The sequence below is a fragment of the Desulfuromonas sp. genome (assembly GCA_002869615.1).
GTDB lineage: Bacteria > Desulfobacterota > Desulfuromonadia > Desulfuromonadales > UBA2294 > BM707.
The window spans coordinates 1-22749 of record PKUH01000004.1; the positions used below are offsets into that span (position 1 = coordinate 1).

Below are 22749 nucleotides of genomic sequence, written 5' to 3' on the forward strand. Positions count from 1 at the left end.
CAGACCGGACAAAAAAGCCCCCTGCAAGGGAGCCGTTTTCTGCATACTCTTTTATGGCTCAATAAAAGAGTATGGCGGAGTGCGCGGCCGCGACCGCGCGGTTCTTCTGTCTCCTGTATTCGGTTCAAGAAAAACTTCCCTGAAATTCGGGTCGTGGCCCCTGACCCCTGACCTGGCAGTGTCTCTATCCAGCCAATCAAGACCGCTGGTATCGAACGACCGGCTCCTGATTTTTCTTGCCTGTCCTGAGCCAGCTGAAGGAGGAGTCTAACGTTGTATTATACTCTTATCTGCGAAGAACATTTTTTATGGCAATAAATACATTTGATTGCTGAACCGGGATTGATCAACTAGTATAAGCAGAATAATTCATAGATGGTCATACCGTATGAAATTACACTCGGAAAATATTATATCTGCGATCCGGAGTCACCCTGCCGAATCAATCAGCGGTCGTCAGCTGATGTCGGTTCTGAACCTGCCGGCGGCGGCCAGGCGGATCCTGCATCGACAGCTGCGTGAACTCGAACGGCAGGGTCTGGTTCGACGTATGCGTGGCGGTCGGTACTCCCTGGCCGGATCGTCCGGGACCCGTGATGGGGTTGTTCAGATCACGAAAACCGGTGCCAGGATCATCCGGAACGACAAGGGTGAAAATATCCGGATCGCCGACCGCTTCCTTGCCGGTGCCCTTGATGGCGATACTGTCCGTTTTGTTCTGTTGCGCCGGGACCGGATGAATCGCATGAATGGCAAGGTTGTTCAGATAGTCGAGCGCTCGGGCAAGCCGGTCGTCGCTGTTTATCAGCCAGGGCGAGACAGCGGTTTTGTCCTGCCGCTCGGTGGCAGTGGCCAGACTTTACCGGTTTCGGGGCGGGCTTTTCCGGAAATTCAGCCGGGCTACTGGGTCGTGGTCAGGCTTGTGAGTGGTAAAAACAGAAGCATTGCCAGTGCTGAAATTGTCGAGCGCCTCGGCACTCCGGAAGATCCGTCGGTTCAGGTTAAGGCGGTTGCTGCACGTTTCTCGATACCGCTAAGTTTCCCTTCCCCGGTTCTTGCCGAAGCCGAGGCGATTCCGGACATTATCCCTGATGCTGAGATCAATCAGCGCACCGATTTGCGATTACTCCCTTTTATAACGATTGACGGTGAATCTGCCCGTGATTTTGATGACGCGGTTACGGTCGAAAAAACATCGGACACCTTCAGGCTTTATGTCGCTATTGCCGACGTCAGCTATTATGTGTCTCCCGACAGTCAACTTGATCGTTGTGCGCGAGAACGTGGGACCAGTGTCTATTTTCCCGGTTTCTGCATCCCGATGTTGCCGGAAAAACTGAGTAATGAACTTTGTTCGCTGAAACCGGGAGTCGATCGGCTGGTGTTGACCGCGGAGTTGGAAATAGATACTGAAGGTGTTGTTTGTTCGGAAAAATTTTACTCGGCCGTTATCCGGAGCCGGGCCAGACTGACTTATGCAGACGTTCAGTCCAGTCTCGAGCGAAAGGTACCGGAAACGGATGAAGATAATGAGCACCTGGCACAGTTGCAACTGATGCAGGAGCTGGCACGTGCTCTTCTGGTCAAACGCCGCAACCGGGGAGCGCTTGAGATGGAGATTCCGGAACCCGAAGTTATTCTCGACCGGAGGGGATTTCCCGAAACCATCCGTTATGCGCAACGTCTCGAGGCGCACCGGATCATCGAAGAGTTCATGCTGGCGGCCAATGAAGCGGTCGCCAGGTTTCTGGCCGGAGCTGAAAAAACTCTGGTCTATCGGATTCATGAGCCGCCCGAAAGGAAAGACATCGATCGATTAAACCGTTACCTCGGCGAGCTGTCAGTGCCGAAGCTGGTACCCGGCCCCGGATTGGCCAAAGGGTTTCAGCACATGATCGGCTCGGTCTGCGGGGTGGCAGAAAAAAGAGTTCTCAGCCAGAAGATGCTGCGAAGCCTGAAGCAGGCCCGTTACAGCATTGAAAATCCGGGACATTTTGGTCTGGCAGCAGAGCAGTACTGCCATTTTACATCACCGATTCGTCGGTATCCGGATCTGCTGATTCACCGAACCCTCAGGCTGACATTGAGCGGGCACGGTCATGATCCGCCACCGGAGGTCATGGCCCGACTGGCGGAACAGGCGTCCGCCCGGGAACGGAACGCAGTGGAGGCAGAACGGGATGTTAATGCCCTGCATGTTTGTCAGTTCATGGAACACCGGATCGGCGAGATCAGCCCCGGTATGATCAGCAGTGTCCATAAGTTCGGTTTTTTTGTTGAGCTCGACCGTTTCCCGGTTGAGGGGCTGGTTCATGTCTCCAGTCTCGATGATGATTTCTACCGGTTTGACCCGGAATGCGATCACCTGATCGGCGAACGATCCGGCAATATCTTTCGTGTCGGAATGAGAGTTAAAATCTCTGTTGAAAATGTTAATATCATGAGGCGGGAAATCGATTTTATATTGCCGACGCGTCGACCGGATCGACTCCGCCGGAATAGTCGATAAGAGACAGGAATCAAGATGGAAATTATCCGAGATCTTGCTGCTTTGAAAACGCCGCTTGAAAATTCGATTGCAACGATCGGTAATTTTGACGGAGTTCATCTTGGACATCGCGAGATCTTTCGCGAAATCGTCAAAAAGGCGGCCGTGACCGGCGGCGTTTCGGTGGTCATCACCTTTGTTCCCCATCCCCTGAAAGTGCTCAAGCCGGAACAGGCGCCCCGCCTGCTGAATACCTATGCTGAAAAAGAACGACTGGTCCGGGCCTCATGCGTTGATTATCTGGTCGAAATCCCTTTTGACCAGGAGATGGCCGAAATGAGCCCGGACGATTTCGTTACTGAAATTCTGATCGGTAAACTCGGAATCAGGCATCTGGTTGTCGGCTACGACTACGCTTTCGGGCGCGATCGATCGGGCGATGCCGACTTTTTGACACGGATCGGAGCAGAAAAAGGTTTTTCCGTTGAAGTACTCGGTCCGATCTTGCGCGGTGAGGAGATTTTCAGTTCTACCCTGGCCCGGCGTCTGCTTGCGGCCGGCGATGTCGAGTCGGTGGTTGAGCCGCTTGGCCGCCATTTTACCCTTGAAGGCCGGGTTGTCAGCGGTGCCGGCCGGGGTGCCCGTCTCGGGTTTCCGACAGCGAACCTGATTACCGAAAAGGAGGTTCTGCCCCGACCGGGAGTGTACGCAGTCAAGGTCAAATACCGGGACGCGCTCTACGATGGGGTTATGAACATCGGTTTCAATCCGACCTTCGGCTCCGAACGGATTTCCCTTGAGGTCCATATTCTCGATTTTTCTCAGGATATCTATGGCGAAACAATCCGGGTCTATTTTGTGGAGAGACTGCGTGACGAAAAGGTTTTTAAATCTGCCGATGAACTGGCTGCATCGATTGCCCATGACATCGAAAAGGCCAGAGCCATCCTCGGTGAAACAAAGATTATTGAGTATCGGGATTATCTCGATTGTGGTTAAATGAAGGGTCTGGACGTTAAGTTATGAAGATATCGGGTCGAACAAAAGTTGTCGGCATTTTCGGTGATCCGGTCGGCCATTCGCTGTCACCGAAAATGCAGAATGCCGCGCTGCAGGCATGCGGAATCGATGCCGTCTATGTCGCCTTTCACGTAGGCCCGCAATCACTCGCCGCGGCTGTTGAGGCGATCCGGACACTCGGAATGATCGGTGCTAATGTAACCGTGCCGCACAAGGAGAATGTGATCCCGTATCTGGATCGACTTGATCCCCGGGCCGAGCGGATTGGCGCGGTCAATACTATTGTGCATCGCCAGGGGGAGCTGATCGGCTACAACACCGATGGTGTCGGTCTGATCAGGGCTCTGCAGTCGCAATTCAAATTCAACCCGGCAGCAAAAAAGGTCGTGCTGCTCGGTGCCGGAGGTGCGGCCCGGGCTGCCTTGTGTGCTTTGGCCGATGCCGGTGCCGCTAAAATTATTCTTCTGAACCGGACAGTTGAGAAAGCAGAAGATCTGGTTGCGAATTTTGCGCGGACTTTCCCGTCGGTTGAAATCGAGGCACACTCTCTGGTTGAGGAAGAGGTCCTGCCGGCGGTTGGTCAAGCTGATCTGCTGATCAATACCACCACAGTGGGCCTGCACGGAGAAGACTTTGATCTCGAGTTGATCGGACACTTGCCCGAATCCGGTCTCTTCTTCGATATGGTGTACACGGCAATGGTATCGCCGCTCCAGCAATCGGCCGCTCGCCGGGGAATACCTTTTGCCGATGGTCGCGGCATGCTGGTCGGTCAGGGCGAGGCCGCTTTTGCGCTCTGGTTTGATCAGCCGGCACCGGTCGGAATCATGGAAAAGAATGTTGCGAAATAAGCCAATATTATAGCGACCTTATCTTGACAGTTTTTTTCCGCTTCTATAAGATTGATTGAATTAATTTCCGAGAGAGGGTCATATATGTCAGAAGCACGTTTGGGGGAACTCCTTGTTCGCAATAATCTGATCTCCGATACCGACCTTGCCAAGGCTCTTGAAGATCAAAAAATGAATGGCGGCCGTCTCGGTGCCAGCCTGGTCAAACTCGGTTTCGTTAACGAGGATGAACTCTCCGCATTTCTTTCCAAGCAGTATGGTGTCCCTTCGATCAATCTCAATGAGTTCGACGTCGATCAGGCGGTGATCAGCCTGATCCCGGCCGAGGTCGCCCAGAAGTATATGATCGTTCCGATCAACCGGGCCGGATCGACCCTGATCGTCGCCATGAGCGATCCTTCGAATATCTTTGCCATCGATGATATCAAGTTCATGACCGGTTACAATGTTGAAGTTGTTGTCGCTCCGGAACAATCGATCAAGGAAGCGATAGATCAGTATTATGATCAGAGCGCATCCTTTGAAGATGTTCTCGGTGATATGGACGACATTGACTTGGAGCTGGTCGAAGATGGAGAGGAAGTCGATGTCAATGAACTGGCCCAGGCGAGTGAAGATGCGCCGGTTGTCAAGCTGGTTAACCTGATTCTGACCGATGCGATCAAGCGCGGTGCCTCCGATATACATGTTGAGCCTTATGAACATTCCTTCCGGGTCCGCTACCGGGTTGACGGTGTCCTCTACGAAGTCATGAAGCCGCCGATGAAGCTCAAGAATGCGCTGACCTCCCGGATGAAAATCATGGCCGAACTGGATATCGCCGAACGGCGTCTGCCGCAGGATGGCCGGATCAAGATCAAGCTTGGCGGTGGTCAGGATATGGACTACCGTGTCAGCTGCCTGCCGACCCTGTTCGGTGAGAAAATAGTCCTGCGATTGCTTGACAAGTCGAACCTGCAGCTTGATATGACCAAACTCGGTTATGAGGTCAAGGCGCTGGAATGGTTCAAAAGAGAGATTCATAAGCCGTTCGGCATGGTTCTGGTTACCGGTCCGACCGGTTCCGGTAAAACGGTTTCTCTTTACTCCGCCTTGTCTGAACTGAACAAGGTCACTGAAAATATTTCGACCGCGGAAGATCCGGTCGAGTTTAACTTCGCCGGCATCAACCAGGTCCAGATGCATGAAGATATCGGGCTGAACTTCGCTTCAGCCCTGCGTTCTTTTTTGCGTCAGGATCCCGATATCATTATGATCGGTGAGATTCGTGACTTCGAAACTGCTGAAATTGGCGTCAAAGCAGCCTTGACCGGTCACATGGTGCTTTCAACCCTTCACACCAATGATGCTCCGGCGACTGTTAACCGCCTGTTGAATATGGGGATCGAGCCGTTCCTGGTCGCTTCCGCCGTTAACCTGATTACCGCGCAGCGTCTCGGCCGTCGTGTCTGTTCCGAATGCAAGGAACCGATCGAGATCCCGAAGGAAACGCTTATTGAGGCGGGTGTGCCGGAGTCCGAGGTTGACGGTTTCATTTGTTACACCGGTGCCGGCTGTTCCACCTGCAGCGATACCGGTTCGAAAGGGCGGGTCGGTATTTATCAGGTCATGCCAATGTTTGAAGAGCTTAAGGAGCTGATTCTGGCGGGAGCCAACACGGCTGAGATTAAACGTGAATCAATGCGCCTCGGTTGCAAGACAATGCGCCAGTCTGCTTTAACCAAGCTTCAGGAAGGTGCGATGACCCTGGAAGAGGTTCTGCGCGTCACGATTTCTGATGAAGGATAAATACCGATTGTTGTGGCTCGGTTCATACATTCAAGTTAGGGGTTTAGGGATATGTCGACAAGTATTCATCAGTTATTAAAAACCATGGTTGAACAGGGGGCGTCTGACCTCCATATTACGACCGGCTCACCGCCGCAGCTACGGATTGATGGCCATATGGTTCAGATGAAGCTGGCGCCCTTGAATCCGCCCGATACCAAACAGCTCTGTTATTCGATTCTGACCGATGCCCAGAAACGTCGCTTCGAAGAGGAGAATGAACTCGATTTCTCCTTCGGTGTCAAAGGTTTGGCCCGCTTTCGCGGCAACATTTTCATGCAACGTGGCGCTCTCGCCGGAGTCTTTCGCCTGATTCCTTTCAAGGTTCTGACCTTCGATGAGCTTGGACTGCCGCCGGTTGTTCGCCAAATATCGTCCAAGCCGCGTGGTCTCGTCCTGGTGACCGGTCCGACCGGTTCCGGCAAGTCGACCACCCTGGCGTCGATCATTGATGAAATCAATACGGTTCGCAGCGAGCATATCATCACGGTTGAGGATCCGGTCGAATTCCTCCATCCGCACAAGAAATGCCTGGTTAATCAACGTGAGGTCTGAGCTGATACCCACTCTTTCAAAAAGGCGCTGAAATATATTCTGCGACAGGACCCGGATGTTGTTCTGCTCGGTGAGCTTCGCGACCTCGAAACGATCGAGGCGGCGTTGACCATTGCCGAAACCGGCCATCTCTGTTTCGCGACGCTGCATACCAACGGCGCGCTTCAGTCGATTAACCGTATTGTTGATGTTTTCCCGACCCACCAGCAGCAACAGGTTCGCACCCAGCTCTCCTTTGTTCTTGAGGGGATTATGTCGCAGACTCTCGTCCCCCTTGCATCAGGTAAAGGGCGGGCCCTCGCTTTGGAGGTCATGGTCCCGAACATGGCAATTCGCTCCTTGATCCGTGAAGACAAGGTTCATCAACTCTATTCACAGATGCAGATGGGGCAGGAAAAGTATGGCATGCAGACCATGAACCAGGCCCTGTTCATGCTTTTCCACAAAAAACAGATTACGCTGGAAATAGCAATGTCGCGTTCGTCTGATACGGAAGAGTTAAAACAGATGATTGCCAACCCGCAGGCGGTGATCAAGCGTCAGGTTTCGACTTCACCTGCAGGTGGCGGCAGACAGTAGCATTGAACTCCTGTTGACCTAGGAAACAGAGGTATGCCGAATGGCTAAATTTGCTTGGGAAGGTAAAACCAGAACCGGTAAGGTTCAAAAAGGTACGATGGAGGGCCCGGATGAAAATGCGGTAATGGCCCAGCTTCGCAACCAGGGGATCATGCCGTCGAGCGTCAAGGCTGCGACCGGGATGAGCATGGAGATCAATCTGGCCGCTTTCCAGCCGAAGATTACAACCAAGGACCTGGTTGTCTTCACCCGGCAGTTCGCCACCATGATCGATGCCGGCCTGCCGCTCGTCCAGTGCCTCGATATCCTTTCCCGGCAACAGGAGAACAAGACGTTCAAGAAAGTGTTGACCGAGGTCAAGGAATCGGTCGAATCGGGCTCGACTTTCGCCGATGCCCTCGGCAAACACCCTAAGGTCTTCGACGAGCTGTTTGTTAACCTGGTTGCGGCCGGCGAGGTTGGCGGTATCCTCGATACTATCCTGAATCGCCTCGCCGCCTATCTAGAGAAGTCGATGAAGCTGAAGAAGCAGGTCAAGAGTGCCATGACCTATCCGACCACTATCATCGGCATCGCTTTTATCGTCATCGCGGTTATCCTGATTTTTGTTATCCCGGCCTTTGAAAAAATGTTTGCCGATTTCGGCCAGGCGCTTCCCATGCCGACGCAGATTGTTATTAATATCAGTAATATCGTTCAGGATTATGTTCTCGTGATCATCGGTAGTATCGTTTTTATTATTTTTGCATTCAAATATACCTATCGAACCAAAAAAGGCCGCGAATTTATTGACGACTTTTCCCTGAAACTGCCGATATTCGGTGTTTTGATCCGGAATGTCGCCGTGGCCAAATTTACCCGGACTCTTGGCACGATGATTTCGAGTGGTGTGCCGATTCTCGATGGTCTCGAGATTGTTGCCAAAACAGCCGGTAACCGAACGGTTGAAAAGGCGATCTACAAGGTCAAGCAGAGTATCAGCGAGGGCAAGACCATCGCCGAGCCGCTGGAGAAATCAGGTGTTTTTCCGTCGATGGTCTGTCAGATGATTGCGGTCGGAGAATCTTCCGGTTCGATTGATACCATGCTCAACAAGATCGCCGACTTTTATGATGATGAAGTCGATGACGCCGTTGCCAATCTGACCGCAATGATGGAGCCGCTGCTGATGCTGTTCCTCGGAACAACCGTTGGCGGCCTGGTTATCGCCATGTATCTTCCGATCTTCAAACTGGCCGGTGCGGCGGGCGGTTAAAGCATATTCTGATGAGCACTGCTCGTGCCGACAAGGCAGGTATTCCGATTGAACGTCGTCACGTCAGCTGGTTGCTCTTTTCAAGGTTTCTCATAACAACTCTTTTTCTCGGGGGCACCATTGTTTATCAGTGGCGCTCCCTTTCTTTTTCCCAGCCGCAAATCCCCCTGTTGTATGCCCTGACCGCTCTGACTTATGTACAGACAGTGATTTCTGCTTTACTGCTGTCAAATGCCCGCCGTCTCAGGCAGTTTGTCCAGGTTCAGGTCGGCTGGGACCTCCTGCTCGCCTTATTGATTATCTACCTGACCGGTGGTCTAGAGAGCCAGTTTTCATTTCTTTATATTCTGATCATTTTCAGCGCCTCGATTTTTCTTCCGCGACGTGATGTCATTATCGTCGCAGCGGCCTCTGCTATACTGTATGGCAGTCTGCTCGATCTGCAGTATTTTCAGTACCTGCCCCCCCTATGGGAGTATGCGCCGCCGCAGTTGATTGACGGGGGCGAGGTGCTCTATGCAGTGTTCATTAATGTTTCAGCTTTTTTTCTGGTTGCGATTCTCAGCGCCCAGTTATCCGAACGGGGACGACGCAGCGAGATTGCCCTCGAGAAGAAGGCGATTGATTTCGATGAACTGGAAAATCTGAATCGGACGATTCTGGCCAATATCAACAGCGGCCTGATGCTGATCAACCGCAGTGGCCGGATCCGCTCCTATAATGCCGCCGCAATCAGGATCACCGGCTATGCTCTGGAAGATATCTACGACCGGGATGTCCGCGAGATCTTCACCGGCTTCGATGTCTATGCCGATGGCGAGTTTAATGTTATCAGCCGTGGTCAGGGCAGCTTTGTCGGTAAGGAAGGGCAGGACCGGACACTCGGTTTTACCTCGACGCTGGTTTCTGATGCCGACGGCGTCACTATCGGCCTGCTGGTTGTCTTTCAGGATTTGACCGAGTTCCTGGAAATGGAAGACCAACTGCAAAGAGCGGATCGTCTGGCTGCGGTCGGACGGCTCGCTTCCGGCATGGCCCATGAAATCCGCAACCCGCTCGCATCAATCAGCGGTTCGGTTCAATTGCTCATGGAGGATGAAGATCTGCCGGAGGAGGATCGCCGACTGATGGGGATTGTCATTCGTGAAGCCGACCGATTAAACAAGCTATTGACCGATTTTCTCTCTTTCGCCAAGCCGGCCCGGCCGGAACCGACTGAGTTTGATATCTATGAGCTTTTGCAGGAACTGGTCGAAATGATCCGGGGTGATCGACGCTTTGTCGGTATTTCGATAGATATCGATTGCCGCCCGGACCGAACAGTTTATGCTGATCGTTCCCTGATTCGCCAGGTCCTGTGGGATCTGGCGATCAATGCTGCCGAAGCGATGCAGGGGCAAGGCGCAATAACGATTGGTTTGTTGCCGGATCTGTCGGTTATTTATGTACAGGATTCCGGCCCGGGGATTCCGGCCGAAATCAGGGGGAAGGTTTTCGAGCCTTTTTTTACGACCAAAAATTCCGGGACCGGCCTCGGGCTGGCAACGGTTTACTCGATTGTTGAAGCGCATGGCGGCCAGATCGATGTCGAAACGAATAATGGCGACGGTACCCGGTTTGTTATTTCATTGCCTGCAAAAAGGTCCTCTTATGCTATTTTCACATCAGGACAATTAGAGGAAGAGTAGAAGGAGAAATTCTGGTGGCAAACAGTTATCGAATCCTTGTCGTTGATGATGAAGCGAGCATGCGTGATTTTCTCAGCATCATGTTGCATCGCGAAGGTTACCATGTTGATGCTGCAATCGACGGTGCCCAGGCGGTCAAACATCTCAGAGATCACAATTACGACCTGGTCATCAGCGACATCCAGATGCCGCAGCTCAATGGTCTCCAGTTGCTCAAGCATGTCAAGGAGCGCAATCCGGAAACCGTCGTTATCATGATCACCGCTTTTTCGAGTACCGAGGAAGCGGTTGAAGCGATGAAGCAGGGGGCGTATGACTATATTACCAAGCCGTTTAAGAACGAGGAGATCAGGCTGGTCATTAATAATGCTCTGGAGCGCAAGCTGTTGCGCCAGGAAAACGTTGAGCTGAAAAAAGCACTGGAGCAGCGCTATTCCTTCTCCGGGCTGATCGGCAAGAGCAAGCCGATGCAGTAGGTCTTCAACCTGATCGAGAAGGTTGCAGCGAGTAAGGTCAATGTCTTGATTACCGGGGAGAGTGGCACCGGCAAGGAACTGGTCGCCAGGGCGGTTCACTACCAGTCAGAACGCAAGGGGCAGCCTTTCATGCCGATCAATTGCGGCGCCATCCCGGAGAATCTCCTCGAAAGCGAGCTGTTCGGACATGAAAAGGGTTCTTTTACCGGGGCCAATGTACAAAAAAAAGGTCTTTTCGAAATTGCTCATGGCGGGACGATCTTTCTCGATGAAATCGCCGAGCTGCCACAGATGATGCAAGTCAAGCTGCTGCGGGTTCTGCAGGAACAGGAGATCCGCCGAGTCGGCGGCACTGAGAATATCAAGATAGACGTCCGCCTGATTGCGGCGACCAACAAGGACCTCGACCAGGAGGTCAGCGCCAATCGGTTTCGCGAAGACCTCTTTTACCGGCTTAATGTTATTCCGCTGCACCTTCCGGCCTTGCGCGATCGGCGCGAGGATATTCCGATGCTGATCGAACATTTTGCCCAGCAGATCAGCGGCAAGGATGAACTCAAAATCGAGGAGACCGCGCTGCGACTGATGCTTGATTACAGCTGGCCCGGAAATGTCCGTGAACTGGAGAATGCGATTGAACGATGCCTGGTTCTCGGCATCGATGATGAATTGACCGAGGAATGTTTGCCTGCACAGATTCGGAATGGTTCAGCTCGACCCTGTGTCAGCCTTGATCAACTGCCGGAGTCAGGTTTGGATCTCGATGCTTATCTCGGCGGGATTGAAAAGGAGATTCTGCTCAAGGCGCTCGAGCGTGCCGGCGGGGTTCGCAAAAAAGCGGCCGAACTGCTCGGCATCACCTTCCGATCAATCCGCTACCGTCTTGCCAAGTATGGTCTGGATGATGAGGATGAAGACTCGTTGATAAAGAATATCTGAGCAGATTCGGAATGCCATCCGGGCTTTCCTGCCGACTCTCTTAACGGTAGCAATGGGAAGTTGACATCTTTTTCAGGGTTACACTTTGTGTCATAGCTCTTGTCAAAATTTGTCACACCTGGCACAGAATGGTTGATTCAGTGACGAGTGACGAGTGACGAGTGACGGGTAACTACCTGTAATTGTGTCTTTTTTTATTTGATTAGTTTTGTGTGATAAGTTGGCACGCTGGTTGCTATTATGAGAGCTCAGTGATTTAACATGTGAAAACGTTTGTTGCGTTTTGCAGAATGTCGGATTGTCCGACCCATTTGTTAACCTCGAAAGGAGAAAAGGTATGTTGAAGAAATTCAGAAAGAACGAAAAGGGTTTTACCCTGATCGAGCTGCTGATCGTTGTTGCGATCATCGGTATCCTCGCTGCGATCGCGATTCCGCAGTTTGCTTCCTATCGTCAGAAGGCCTATAACTCGGCCGCTCAGTCTGACCTCAAGAACATGAAGACTGCCATGGAAGCGTATTTCGCCGATTATCAGGAATACCCGACGTTCCAGTAAAATCAATTAAAGTTTAGACCATAGGAGGTCATGATGAAAAAGATTATTCTGTTTGCAATTATTGCCCTGTTCCTGGCTGCTCCGGCCATGGCCGCGACCAAGGACTTTACCGGTGGTGGTGATGCGATTGTTACCGGTACCAATGACAAGGAAGCTTCGACCCAGATCGCCGTTCTTTCGAACAATGTTGCCGGTCGTTTCGCCGTTTCCGCCGATCAGTTTGCCGCCATTACCAAACATCTGAATGGTTCCAAGAACTATGCGACTTCGTCCGAGTCGACCAAGATCTACTGGGAGAACGTTGACGAAGCAAATGAAGGTTCGATGACCTTCGAGATTACCCTCAGCGCATCCGATACGGCTGACTTCTCCGCTTGGGATGCCCTGTAAAATCTTTAGTTTACAGTTGATTTATGATAAAACGGACGGGTCTTTACCCGTCCGTTTTTGTTTCCGGGAGTGATTGGATGTCTGCATTTCTCAACCAGGTTCAGCTAACCTTCAAGTGGGCGATCAAGGATCGTGTTTTTTATGCTGTTATCGGGGTTTCTGTCGGTATGTTGCTTTTGATCCCAGCCCTCAGTTCCTTTTCAATGCGCCAGGTTCAGGAACTTTCGATTACCTTGAGCTTGTCATTGATCTCATTGATGTTGGTCGTCATGGCGGTTTTGCTTGGCACCTCGGCACTATGGCGGGAGATTGAGAAACGCTATATCATCTCGGTCCTCTCTTTGCCGATTTCCCGCAGTGCTTATCTGCTCGGCAAGTTTACCGGGGTTGTTCTGATTCTGGTCGCTTGTGCCATGATTCTTGGTCTGATTGCCTCGCTGTTGGTGTTGATTGCGTCCTCGACCTATCCGGCGCAAAATCCGATTCTCTGGTTTAACTTTGTGGCGGCGATTTTTTTTGAATTATTGAAAAGCATCATCGTCGCCGCGGTCGCTCTCGCCTTTACCAGTGTGGCCACAACCTTTTATCTGCCGTTTTTCGGTGCATTCGGGATCTATATCGCCGGCAATGCTTCGCAGGAAGTCTACGACTACATCTCGAGTGAGTATGGCGATTCCTTCCCGACCCTGGCGAAAGCGATTACCGAGTTTTTTTACTATGTGATCCCTAACTTCAGTGCTTTTGACCTGAAGGTTTATGCCATCTATTCTCTACCCTTGCCGGCCAAAGGTCTGCTGCTGACGATTACTTATTTCCTGCTGTACAGCTCAGTCCTGGTCGGGATAGCTCTTTTCTGTTTTAACCGGAGGCAGCGGATTTGATTCGCTATCTGCTTTTTATAGCTCTGTTCGGTACCCTTGTTCTGGTGACGATCCCCTTTTCCGGTTATATGAATGACCGGCCGGTCGCGCTGAAGCTCGGTTATACTCCGCGTGCCGAAGTCCTTAAAATTGTCTCGGGCGAACACCGTTACCTGGTGGCGAGTACCAACGTAATTCGTGTTCTGTTCTACTTCGGATCGCTCAATGAGGAATATGCGAATCGGAATCTGACTCCGCCTGAATATGCCCGAATGTATGAAACCCTGATTCAATCGGTCAAGTTGGATCCCTATAATCAGGATCTTTATTATTTCGCCCAGGCGACATTCACCTGGGATGTCGGCCGTATTAAAGAAGTGAACAAACTGCTTGAATACGGAATGAAATACCGTGTTGACGACTTTAACCTGCCGTTTTGGGCAGGATTCAATACTGCATATTTCCTGAAGGATTATGACAAGGCAGCCGCTTATATGCAAAAGGCGGCAGAAATTTCAAACTCACCATTTTTTACCAAGCTGGCGGCCCGCTTTTTCCATGAGGCGGGCCGGAATGACCTCGGTATTGCCTTTCTCGATACCATGATCCGGACAGCCAAGGATCGTAAAATAAAAGATTCTTTATTGCTGCGCAAAAGAGCATTAGCCCAATTGCGGAATCTGCAGCAGTTAGTTGACCGGTTTCATGGTGAGACCGGCCTATGGCCTGAGACGATTGATACTCTGAAGGATAAAGGCTACCTCGATTTCATTCCAGCCGACCCGTATGGAGGGGTGTATATTATTGAACCGACAGGAACCGTTAAGACAACAAGCAACCTGACTTTTTCTCGCGACAATGAGAAAGAAAACTAGAGGTGTTGATGCAATGACAACTTCTGCGATCCGGATTGAAAACCTTGGAAAGTTGTACCGTGGCAAAAAACGACAGTTGGTTCATGCTTTAACAGACCTGAACCTGCAGGTTGGTCAGGGCGAAGTATTTGGGTTTCTCGGTCCGAACGGCGCCGGAAAGAGTACAACTATCAAGCTACTTCTGGGGCTAATCCAACCAACCAGCGGCGGAGCCTTCCTGTTCAATCAGCCGGTTTCAGATGCTTCTTCACGCTTAAGAGTAGGTTATCTTCCGGAAAACCCGGCTTTCTATGATTTTTTGAGTGCCCGCGAGTATCTGTATTTCGTTGCCGGTTCTTTCGGTATGAAAAAAGAACACATAAAGGAACAATCTGATCGAGTTCTCGAACTACTGCAACTGACAGACGCAGCCAATCGTCCGGTCAGTACCTATAGTAAGGGCATGGTGCAGCGGCTCGGCCTTGCCCAGACCCTGGTCCATGACCCGGATCTTTACATTTTCGATGAGCCGATGAGCGGCCTTGATCCGATGGGGCGGGCTCTGGTCAAGAAGATAATTCGAGATCTGAAAGGACAGGGTAAAACAGTCTTCTTCAGTAGTCATATAACGGCTGATGTTGAAAGTGTCTGCGATCGTATTGGTATAATCGTTAAAGGAGAACTTCGCAGTGAGGAGTCAGTCGGAACTCTTTTGCACGAGAGTATTCAGGGATATTCAGTCTGGGTGCGTGGACCGATTGAAGTGGACGGGTATCAGGGGCAGCTGGTTGCTGACGATGTATCGGCATTCAGGGTTCCCAAGGAACAGCTTGATCTTTTTATTGCGGCCATTGTCGCCCGGCAGGATTGCTCGATTCAACTTGTTGAACCAGAACGCAAGGACCTGGAAGCGTTTTTCCTTGATGTTGTGGCGAGGAACTGATGTCATATTTGCGGCCCGGGTTTGACCCGATAGTGATTGCGGTCATCGTTCTTGGTGTTTTTTCACCAATCGTTTACGCCGGCTTCAACTCGGTTGATGATATGGTTCTGGTCACATTCCTGACGAACCTGGATAGCTGGTCACTGGCCGACATTTTTTTTCCAGAGCATGGTTATTATTACCGTCCACTGTTATCCATTACGTTTTATTTTGATCGGATCTTGTGGGACCTGAGCCCACAAATCATGCACTTTGAAAATGTATTGTTACATCTTGTAAACGCTCTTCTGGTCTATGCAATTGTTTTTCAGGTTCTTCCGAAAAATTCAAATTCCAGGCGTATCTGGGCAATTGGTGCATCTTTGTTATTTGGATGCCACCCGATTGTAACAGAATCGGTTAACTTGATTTCAGGACGGACAGATTTGCTGGCCGGTGTTTTTATTCTGTTGTCCATATTATTTCTCCTGCGATCAGCACGCACTGAAAATAAATTATTACTTCTTCTCTCGGGGGTCTTTTTTTTTGTTGCTTGTCTCGCCAAGGAAGTTTCCGTTTTTTACTATCCTGCCGCTCTTGCTTTGTCGATTGCATCGTTCACTCATGGCACCGGTTTCTGGCGAAAGATCGCGTTGCGACAACAGTATCTGTATGTATTCAGCTTCACTTGTGCCGGCTATTTTCTTCTCAGATATCATGCACTGAAAAGTTCTGACAGTGGTGTTTCCAGGCTGGCTGAGAGTATTGGTGGCCAGTCTGAAAGCGTGTTCGATACTTTGCGTATCAGCCTCAAGGTGATGGGGTTTTACACCAAAAAGCTGTTCATCCCTTGGCCTCTAAACTTTGGCATTATCAATGTTTCTGATTACTATCTCGTGGTCGGAGTCGGTCTTGTCCTGTTATGTATCGTCTGGTTGTTGCGAAACGATCTTGTTTCGGCTTTTTTTCTGACAGCGACCTGTATTACTTCAGCCGCGCTTCTGGTCGTACTTGGAAAGGCTGCCTGGACACCAATTGCTGAACGTTATCTTTATATTGCCACTGCGCCTTTTGTTCTGGGTTCAGTTGCATGGTTGCATCAATCTAGGAATAAATGGTTTAAAGAAAAAGTTTTAGCCTGGGGAGGGGTTGTTCTTCTCACTGTTTTTGTTGTGACAACAGGAAATCGAAACTACATTTGGCAGGACAATCTACTGTTGTTTGAAGATACGGTCAGGAAATCTCCGGCGTTCATCCCCGCAAAAAACCAGTTGGCCGATGCATTGATTAAAAAAGGGCGCATTGAAGAAGCACAAATTTTAATAGCCGAGGTTTATCAGAAATCTGAAAACAAAGATTATTCATCCGGTTATATTAACCAGGCAAGATCATTGGCTCATGACGGGAAGCTGGAGAGCGCCAGAGCTATTTTGGTCGAAAGACGCGACAGTGGAGAAACGGTTGATCCAAATCTGTACCAGGAGTTGGTCATGATTAACTTCAAACGGTTGGAAGCGACGAAAGAAGCGACAGCAAGGCGAGCGATTTACCAGGAAAACCTTCAGTTACTCAGTTCATATCATGCCATGCGTCCAGGCCCCTTTAATCTTTATCGAATCGGTAAAGCACATCTGTCACTTGGAAACCGAGAAAAAGCAAAGGAATATTTCGAAAAGGCTTATCAGCAGGCACCTGAAACAGCTCATTATCGTGAACCGGCCCGCAGATTAGCAGAACGGTTGGGTCATAAATGAAACAAAATGCCTACTACAGAATTTTACGTCCACACCAGTGGTTGAAAAACCTTCTCTTACTGTTCCCACCTTTTCTAGGCGGAACCCTTACCGGAGTAACAGCGCTACCCATACTTCTGGCTCTTGGCAGTTTCTCGGCTGCGGCCAGTATGGTCTATGTGCTTAATGACCTGACCGATATTGAGTCCGATCGGAACCATCCACGTAAAAAGTTTCGACCACTTGCCTCCGGTGAGCTTTCCGGTAAAGCTGCCGTCATACTCGCCTTGCTGTTGGGACTGGTTGCATTTGCTTGCGCCACTCAACTGTCAATAAAATTTGTCATTATCATTATCAGCTACATAGTTGTTTCCCTGGCCTATTCATGGCGTTTAAAAAATATACCGTTGGTCGAACTTTTCTGTGTTGTCAGCGGTTTCCTGTTACGACTCATGGCTGGTGGTGAGGCTTTCGGAGTGACGGTCTCAGACTGGCTTTTCCTGAGCGTTTTCCTTCTGGCCCTGTTCCTGGTGTCAGGTAAGCGTTTAAGTGAACTGCGTCACGAGGGAGGAGAGTCGTCTTACCGGATCAGGCCAGTTCTCGCTGACTATCCTCAAGGTTTTCTTGAAGGAGCGATGCTGGTTTCCGGAGCAGCGGTTCTGGTGACCTACACCCTGTATGTGATTGGTCATCAGAGAAGTATCTGGGTCATTCCAATATGCTGTTTCGGACTACTTGCTTTTTTCCGGAGGGTTCTGTCCGGTCGGGGGGGCGACCCGACCCACGCTTTACTGCGTGACCCGATGCTCTTTCTCTCCGGCTTATCCTGGGTTGTTTTTGTTGCCTGGGAGATTTATGGTCAACTATGGAAATAGTTTTTTTTCGACATTCCCTGTTGAGTCGTGGCGGCGACAAGATGGTTCTGTCTCACGCCGGGTATCTTGCTGATCAGGGGCACTCGGTTACGATACTGACGACTGTTGTTGAAACCGTCTTTCCGATTGATGATCGTATCGTAGTGCGATTGACCGGTCGAGCCGGGAAATTAGGCACTCTCTGGTCCGGTTTCGCTACGCGCTTCAGGGCCGACGTCATCGTTGCCGATATCATTCCGTTGGCGTTCCTGCTCTTTTTCAGGAATCGTGAAAGGGTCATTTATTTTTCCCAGGATTATGATGAATCCTATTATTTCACCATGGTCCAGCGGCTATTCATCCGTTCACTATACACCCTGGGCTTGACTTATTTCCGGATTCCGGTCATAGCCGTTTCACATTACCTCGCCGATCTTCTCCGGAATCGATTCCATGCCAAGGTTATCGTGGTTACCAACGGAGTTGATACGAAGGTGTTTTATCCCGAGCACGACCCGGACCTGGCCTTGTTGAAGAATGATAAAAAGGCAATAGTATCACTGTCGAGGAGTGATGCCCGTAAAGGTTTTGATGTCGCACAGAAAGTTCTGCAGAAAGTCGGCTCGGAATGTATTGATGATTTTGTCGTCTGGACCGTCGGAGAATCTTGCGAGTCGGCTTTCCCGGGTTTGCATCATCGCCATTTCGGTTATGTAAAAGAGGATGAACTTCGTCGGATTTTCAGCAGCGCAGACCTTTTTCTGTACCCGTCCCGTCACGAGGGTTTCCCTTTGATGGCGTTGGAAGCATTGGCGTGTGGTTGCCCACTCGTGACGACCGACGCCGTCAATGTGGTGAAAAACGATGTCGAGGCCCTGGTTAGCCCGGTCGAAGATGTTGGGTCACTGGCGGAAGATGTTAAAAAAGTCCTGGCCGATGAACGTCTTTCGGACCGTCTCTCCCGGGCCGGGTTTGATTTTGTCGAAAAAAACACCCTCGCGCAGTCCAGGGCGAATTTCTGCCTGGCCCTGGATGGGATTTTTAAAGGCCGGCCATGCCGCTGACACTTCCGACAATGTCGTTGATCACGGTCTGTCGCAACGCAGAGTTAACGATCGGCGAAACCATCAAAAGCGTTTTGCTCCAGCGGCTGGAAGGAGTCGAATATATGATTGTCGATGGGGCCTCGACAGATGCGACCGGTGAGATTGTCGCAAAGTTTGTCGGGCAAGGGGTCGACGGTTTCATCAGTGAGCCGGACGGCGGTATTGCCGATGCCTTCAACAAGGGAGTCTCCAGGTCAACAGGAGATATTATCGGGCTGGTTAATGCCGATGACCAGCTTGTTGAGGATACGGTTGCTTTTGTGCGGAGGTACTTTCATGAGCATCCTGATGTTGATGTTGTGCATGGTGATGTTCTTCTTTATGAGGGTCAGCGCTTTCTGAAGCAACTGAAACCGGCCGGTTGCTGGTGGCATCCATGGCGCCTGGTGCTGTACAATCATCCGGCGACCTTTGTCAGGCGGCGGGTATATGAGGAACTTGGTGGCTTTGATGAAAGCTTTCGGATCGCTATGGATGTCGAGATTTTTCTGCGCTGGAACCGTGCCGGAAAACACATTCAATACCTTGAGAGACCATTGGCGATTATGCAGGTTGGGGGCGTTAGCGGTGTACAAGCAAAAGCCGGTTTTGATGAATATCGACGAGCCGCAATCCTGCATGGATATTCTCCGGTGCTCGCCAATATCCAGTATGCTTGCAAGATAATATTAAATACCCTGGTGCTGCTTGGCCGCAGATATCTGCCCGGGATCTAGGATGGAATAATGAGCAAGACTCTCACCGCGCAGAGGCTGGTTTCTGCTGAAGTTATCGAATGCCCGGCTTGCCGGAAAGGTGTTCAGGCCGTTTCTTATGTCTACCAGGACAACGGGCAGGATTACCCGGTTTACGATTGTCCGGATTGTTCATTTATGTTTATCCGCCCCTTACCGATTCAGGAGCTGAACGAACGGCAGATGGATTCTCTCGGCGATGCAGAGCTTTTTGGCAGTGATCTGATGAAATTTCTTCATCGGACGCTCTATATCAACAAGGAGATCCGTACGATCAAAAAACTGACCGGCGGTGATGTTTCGTTGCTGGATGTCGGTTGTGGTACAGGCTGGATTTCATCGCTCTGGAAAAAAGCCGGATTCCGGGTCGTCGGTCTTGAACCTTCGGCAGTAAGAGGTGCGTACGCCAACGAGACTTACGGTATTGAGGTGATAAACGACTATGTCGAAAACATCAGCCTGCCGGACCATTTTGACGTTGCCATCCTGCGCCATGTCATCGAACATTTTCAGGACCCGATTACGGTCATGGAAAAGGTGCGTTTTTCGTTGAACGCTGATGGCCTTGCCCTGGTGGTCGTGCCAAACATCGATTGCATCGGCCGCTATTTATTCGGCACTGATTGGGAATGGGTTCTGCCCTGGCATTGTAATTTTTTCAACGAAAAGTCCCTACAGTCAATGCTCGAGACAGCCGGTTTTGAAGTCTTGAGCATCTACCAGACGGCATCACCACTTTATTACAGCGACAGCCTGGCCAGAAAGATCAATTTGCAGTTCTTCTCACAGATGATTGACAGAATCCGCGTGCCGGTAATGCTGGCATCTTCTCCGATGGCGATGCTTGGCTTGATACTTGGGCTTGGTGATAACCTGACGGCTGTTGCCCGGGTCGTTAATCAGTCTGAATCTCCATGATTGGATTGAAACGATACTTTGAGCACACTTCGTGGATGCTGGCCGAGAAAATTTTGCGTCTTGGCATCGTATTTTTCGTCGGGATCTACGTTGCAAGATATCTCGGTCCGGAGAAATACGGGATTCTGAATTTCGCTGTGGCGTTTGTTGCCTTGTTTGCTTCCTTTGCCGACCTGGGATTGAACAATATCCTTGTTCGAGAACTCCTGCACAAAAAAACGTTAAGCGAAAAACTCATAGGGACCTCTTTTTTATTAAAAATAGCAGGTGCCGGGTTTGTACTATTACTGATAATTATTTTAACGATCTTTACGTCGTTTGGCCGGCAGACCGAGATTGTTATTTTGATTATATGTGTGGGGCTTGTTTTTCAGGCGTTCAATGTCGTTGAACTGTTTTTCCAGTCTAAGGTCCAAGCCAAATACCCTGTCTTTGCAAGGGTTTTTTCTGTTGTCCTGGCCAATATCGTTAAAATTCTCCTGATTCTGTTCAAGGCGCCCCTTGTTTATTTTGCTTTTGCCATAAGTCTCGAATATTTTCTTTTGTCTGTGAGCCTGGTCTATGTTTACTACCGCCAGAAATATTCTGTTTTCAACTGGCACTTCGATCGCTCGATTGGGTTTGACCTGATTCGGGAATCCTGGCCTCTGATCCTGTCCGGGGTTGCCGTTTCGGTTTATATTCGGATTGATCAGGTTATGATTAAAAGCATGTTGGGAGATGAGGCGACAGGGATATACTCGGTGGCGGTCAACTTGAGTGAAGCCTGGTATTTTATTCCGATGACGTTAACGGCAGCTCTTTATCCTGCACTGGTTAATGCAAAAAAAATGACGAAACGGTTTACTATAAGCGCCTCGAAAAACTTTTTCTTTTCATGGTCTGGATAGCGATAGCGATAGCGATACCCGTCTCTATTTTCTCGAAAGAAATAATCGGTATTGTTTTTGGAATGCAGTACCTTCAGGCGCATGGTGTTCTTGCAGTTCACTGCTGGTCGGCATTGTTTGTTTTTATCGGACTCGTCAGTAATCAATGGTTTATTCTTGAGAATCTGAGTCGGTATACGTTATATCGACATCTTCTGGCTGCCGGTACCAATATTGTACTGAACATGCTGTTTATTCCTGCGTATGGTATCGTGGGAGCTGCTGTTGCGACCCTTTTGACACAGGTAATTACAAGCTATCTGTTTGATATCATTAACAAGCCGACCCGCATTCTTTTTGTTATGAAAAGTAAATACTTGTTCCTTTTTTTACCGATAACCCTTAAGTTTGTTTTACAGGGGCTTTTTAAGCGTGACAGGTTGAGATATTGAAATATCTGGTGAGACTGCTTCCCTTGTCACTGATTGGTTTTGGTTTGATCGTTTTCCGAAACCGTTTGCACCGAGCCGGATTGACGTGATGGATTCTTAATGGCTGCAATTATTCGGAAATGTGTTTATCTGGTTTTTTTTTACTTGCCTGAACGCCTGGTGGATCAATGTATTTTTGAAATTGTCGGTTTTTTTGGAAGATTATGCTCACGTTCTTATCAGCCAAATGACCGAGGTGAGGCGTTGATTAATCTTGGTAGCGGTGGTGCCGTCGTGCCGGGATTTGTTAATATTGATTTTTTCGGGACTGCAGGTGTCGATTATTCTGCAGACCTGAGGTTTCCTTTGAAAATTCCATCGAATACTGCCTGTGGAATTTTTTCAGAACATACTCTTGAACATTTAACATATACAGAAACAGAAAACTTGTTGAGGGAGTGTTATCGTATTATTGTGCCAGGAGGCGGGATTCGAATTGTTGTTCCAGATCTTTCCATTTTCATGCAGAAATACATTGATAATGATCTGGAATGGTTCAGGCACTGGGAACAGTTGTATTTTAAAGATAGTGCGAATAGCGAACGGAGTAGCCGGACCCTTCTGTCTCCAGTAGGCGCAGTGAGTTTCGTCACCCAGGAGTATGGCCATGTGTCATGTTGGGATTTTCCTGCCATGAAGATTGTCCTGGAAAAGGCAGGTTTCTCAAGGGTGAAGAAAGTTGATTTCAGGGATGGTGAACACACCCACTTGATGATTGAACAGGATTGTAATGCGAGAAGATTCGTATCGTTATATGTTGAAGCTGAAAAATCAGCTTAATCAA

19 protein-coding genes and 2 pseudogenes are annotated in these 22749 nt (G+C 49.9%); all 21 read left to right on the forward strand.

The window, feature by feature from the left end; genetic code table 11:
- The first annotated feature begins 388 nt into the window (after window positions 1-388).
- The 21 genes and pseudogenes from rnr to C0623_00730 all read left to right on the forward strand — a co-directional run bounded on the left by rnr (window position 389) and on the right by C0623_00730 (window position 22745).
- Complete coding sequence (rnr, locus tag C0623_00630; protein PLY03556.1) at window positions 389-2509, forward strand: ribonuclease R; 2121 nt, start codon at window positions 389-391, stop codon at window positions 2507-2509.
- A gap of 15 nt (window positions 2510-2524) precedes the next feature.
- Window positions 2525-3487 (forward strand): riboflavin biosynthesis protein RibF, encoded by a 963-nt coding sequence (locus C0623_00635; GenBank protein PLY03557.1) that lies wholly within the window; start codon window positions 2525-2527, stop codon window positions 3485-3487.
- 23 nt (window positions 3488-3510) lie between these two features.
- Window positions 3511-4359, forward strand: coding sequence for a shikimate dehydrogenase (aroE, locus tag C0623_00640; protein PLY03558.1), 849 nt, complete (start codon window positions 3511-3513; stop codon window positions 4357-4359).
- 84 nt (window positions 4360-4443) lie between these two features.
- Window positions 4444-6147, forward strand: a complete 1704-nt coding sequence (gene pilB, locus C0623_00645; protein ID PLY03559.1) for a type IV-A pilus assembly ATPase PilB — start codon at window positions 4444-4446, stop codon at window positions 6145-6147.
- A gap of 51 nt (window positions 6148-6198) precedes the next feature.
- Window positions 6199-7320: pseudogene (locus tag C0623_00650) on the forward strand (type IV pili twitching motility protein PilT).
- 40 nt (window positions 7321-7360) lie between these two features.
- Window positions 7361-8575, forward strand: coding sequence for a pilus assembly protein PilC (locus tag C0623_00655; protein ID PLY03560.1), 1215 nt, complete (start codon window positions 7361-7363; stop codon window positions 8573-8575).
- Between the two features lie 11 nt (window positions 8576-8586).
- Entirely contained in the window at window positions 8587-10263 is a 1677-nt protein-coding gene (locus tag C0623_00660) for a PAS domain-containing sensor histidine kinase (protein PLY03561.1), read from the forward strand.
- A gap of 59 nt (window positions 10264-10322) precedes the next feature.
- Window positions 10323-11678, forward strand: a pseudogene (locus C0623_00665) (Fis family transcriptional regulator).
- Window positions 11679-12015: 337 nt separating this feature from the next.
- Window positions 12016-12234, forward strand: coding sequence for a pilus assembly protein (locus tag C0623_00670; GenBank protein ID PLY03562.1), 219 nt, complete (start codon window positions 12016-12018; stop codon window positions 12232-12234).
- A gap of 33 nt (window positions 12235-12267) precedes the next feature.
- Window positions 12268-12624, forward strand: a complete 357-nt coding sequence (locus C0623_00675; GenBank protein PLY03563.1) for a hypothetical protein — start codon at window positions 12268-12270, stop codon at window positions 12622-12624.
- A 77-nt stretch (window positions 12625-12701) separates the two neighbouring features.
- Window positions 12702-13505, forward strand: a complete 804-nt coding sequence (locus C0623_00680) for a hypothetical protein (protein PLY03564.1) — start codon at window positions 12702-12704, stop codon at window positions 13503-13505.
- Complete coding sequence (locus C0623_00685; GenBank protein ID PLY03565.1) at window positions 13502-14359, forward strand: hypothetical protein; 858 nt, start codon at window positions 13502-13504, stop codon at window positions 14357-14359. Before C0623_00680 ends, C0623_00685 begins: the two co-directional genes overlap by 4 nt.
- A 13-nt stretch (window positions 14360-14372) precedes the next feature.
- Window positions 14373-15281, forward strand: coding sequence for an ABC transporter ATP-binding protein (locus tag C0623_00690; protein PLY03566.1), 909 nt, complete (start codon window positions 14373-14375; stop codon window positions 15279-15281).
- Entirely contained in the window at window positions 15281-17014 is a 1734-nt protein-coding gene (locus C0623_00695) for a hypothetical protein (GenBank protein ID PLY03567.1), read from the forward strand. Before C0623_00690 ends, C0623_00695 begins: the two co-directional genes overlap by 1 nt.
- A complete protein-coding gene (locus C0623_00700) occupies window positions 17011-17868 on the forward strand; it encodes a decaprenyl-phosphate phosphoribosyltransferase (GenBank protein PLY03568.1) in 858 nt (285 codons plus the stop codon). The genes C0623_00695 and C0623_00700 overlap by 4 nt, the downstream gene beginning before the upstream one ends.
- The gene (locus tag C0623_00705; GenBank protein ID PLY03569.1) at window positions 17859-18911 is read left to right on the forward strand and encodes a hypothetical protein; all 1053 of its coding nucleotides are present in this window, start codon (window positions 17859-17861) and stop codon (window positions 18909-18911) included. The genes C0623_00700 and C0623_00705 overlap by 10 nt, the downstream gene beginning before the upstream one ends.
- Window positions 18902-19669, forward strand: a complete 768-nt coding sequence (locus C0623_00710) for a hypothetical protein (GenBank protein PLY03570.1) — start codon at window positions 18902-18904, stop codon at window positions 19667-19669. Before C0623_00705 ends, C0623_00710 begins: the two co-directional genes overlap by 10 nt.
- 9 nt (window positions 19670-19678) lie before the next feature.
- A complete protein-coding gene (locus C0623_00715) occupies window positions 19679-20605 on the forward strand; it encodes a class I SAM-dependent methyltransferase (GenBank protein PLY03571.1) in 927 nt (308 codons plus the stop codon).
- Window positions 20602-21495 carry a hypothetical protein gene (locus C0623_00720; protein PLY03572.1) on the forward strand — a complete coding sequence of 298 codons (894 nt, stop codon included), beginning with the start codon at window positions 20602-20604 and terminating at the stop codon, window positions 21493-21495. The genes C0623_00715 and C0623_00720 overlap by 4 nt, the downstream gene beginning before the upstream one ends.
- Entirely contained in the window at window positions 21483-21926 is a 444-nt protein-coding gene (locus C0623_00725) for a hypothetical protein (GenBank protein PLY03573.1), read from the forward strand. Before C0623_00720 ends, C0623_00725 begins: the two co-directional genes overlap by 13 nt.
- Before the next feature lie 99 nt (window positions 21927-22025).
- On the forward strand, window positions 22026-22745 hold the full coding sequence (locus tag C0623_00730; GenBank protein ID PLY03574.1) for a hypothetical protein: 720 nt from the start codon (window positions 22026-22028) through the stop codon (window positions 22743-22745).
- The last annotated feature ends 4 nt before the right edge of the window (window positions 22746-22749 follow it).

Coding starts and splice junctions, on each gene's coding strand:
- rnr (PLY03556.1), top strand. CDS start 389: ATGAAATTACACTCGGAAAATATTATATCTGCGATCCGGAGTCACCCT.
- C0623_00635 (PLY03557.1), top strand. CDS start 2,525: ATGGAAATTATCCGAGATCTTGCTGCTTTGAAAACGCCGCTTGAAAAT.
- aroE (PLY03558.1), top strand. CDS start 3,511: ATGAAGATATCGGGTCGAACAAAAGTTGTCGGCATTTTCGGTGATCCG.
- pilB (PLY03559.1), top strand. CDS start 4,444: ATGTCAGAAGCACGTTTGGGGGAACTCCTTGTTCGCAATAATCTGATC.
- C0623_00655 (PLY03560.1), top strand. CDS start 7,361: ATGGCTAAATTTGCTTGGGAAGGTAAAACCAGAACCGGTAAGGTTCAA.
- C0623_00660 (PLY03561.1), top strand. CDS start 8,587: ATGAGCACTGCTCGTGCCGACAAGGCAGGTATTCCGATTGAACGTCGT.
- C0623_00670 (PLY03562.1), top strand. CDS start 12,016: ATGTTGAAGAAATTCAGAAAGAACGAAAAGGGTTTTACCCTGATCGAG.
- C0623_00675 (PLY03563.1), top strand. CDS start 12,268: ATGAAAAAGATTATTCTGTTTGCAATTATTGCCCTGTTCCTGGCTGCT.
- C0623_00680 (PLY03564.1), top strand. CDS start 12,702: ATGTCTGCATTTCTCAACCAGGTTCAGCTAACCTTCAAGTGGGCGATC.
- C0623_00690 (PLY03566.1), top strand. CDS start 14,373: ATGACAACTTCTGCGATCCGGATTGAAAACCTTGGAAAGTTGTACCGT.
- C0623_00695 (PLY03567.1), top strand. CDS start 15,281: ATGTCATATTTGCGGCCCGGGTTTGACCCGATAGTGATTGCGGTCATC.
- C0623_00700 (PLY03568.1), top strand. CDS start 17,011: ATGAAACAAAATGCCTACTACAGAATTTTACGTCCACACCAGTGGTTG.
- C0623_00705 (PLY03569.1), top strand. CDS start 17,859: ATGGAAATAGTTTTTTTTCGACATTCCCTGTTGAGTCGTGGCGGCGAC.
- C0623_00710 (PLY03570.1), top strand. CDS start 18,902: ATGCCGCTGACACTTCCGACAATGTCGTTGATCACGGTCTGTCGCAAC.
- C0623_00715 (PLY03571.1), top strand. CDS start 19,679: ATGAGCAAGACTCTCACCGCGCAGAGGCTGGTTTCTGCTGAAGTTATC.
- C0623_00720 (PLY03572.1), top strand. CDS start 20,602: ATGATTGGATTGAAACGATACTTTGAGCACACTTCGTGGATGCTGGCC.
- C0623_00725 (PLY03573.1), top strand. CDS start 21,483: ATGGTCTGGATAGCGATAGCGATAGCGATACCCGTCTCTATTTTCTCG.
- C0623_00730 (PLY03574.1), top strand. CDS start 22,026: ATGGCTGCAATTATTCGGAAATGTGTTTATCTGGTTTTTTTTTACTTG.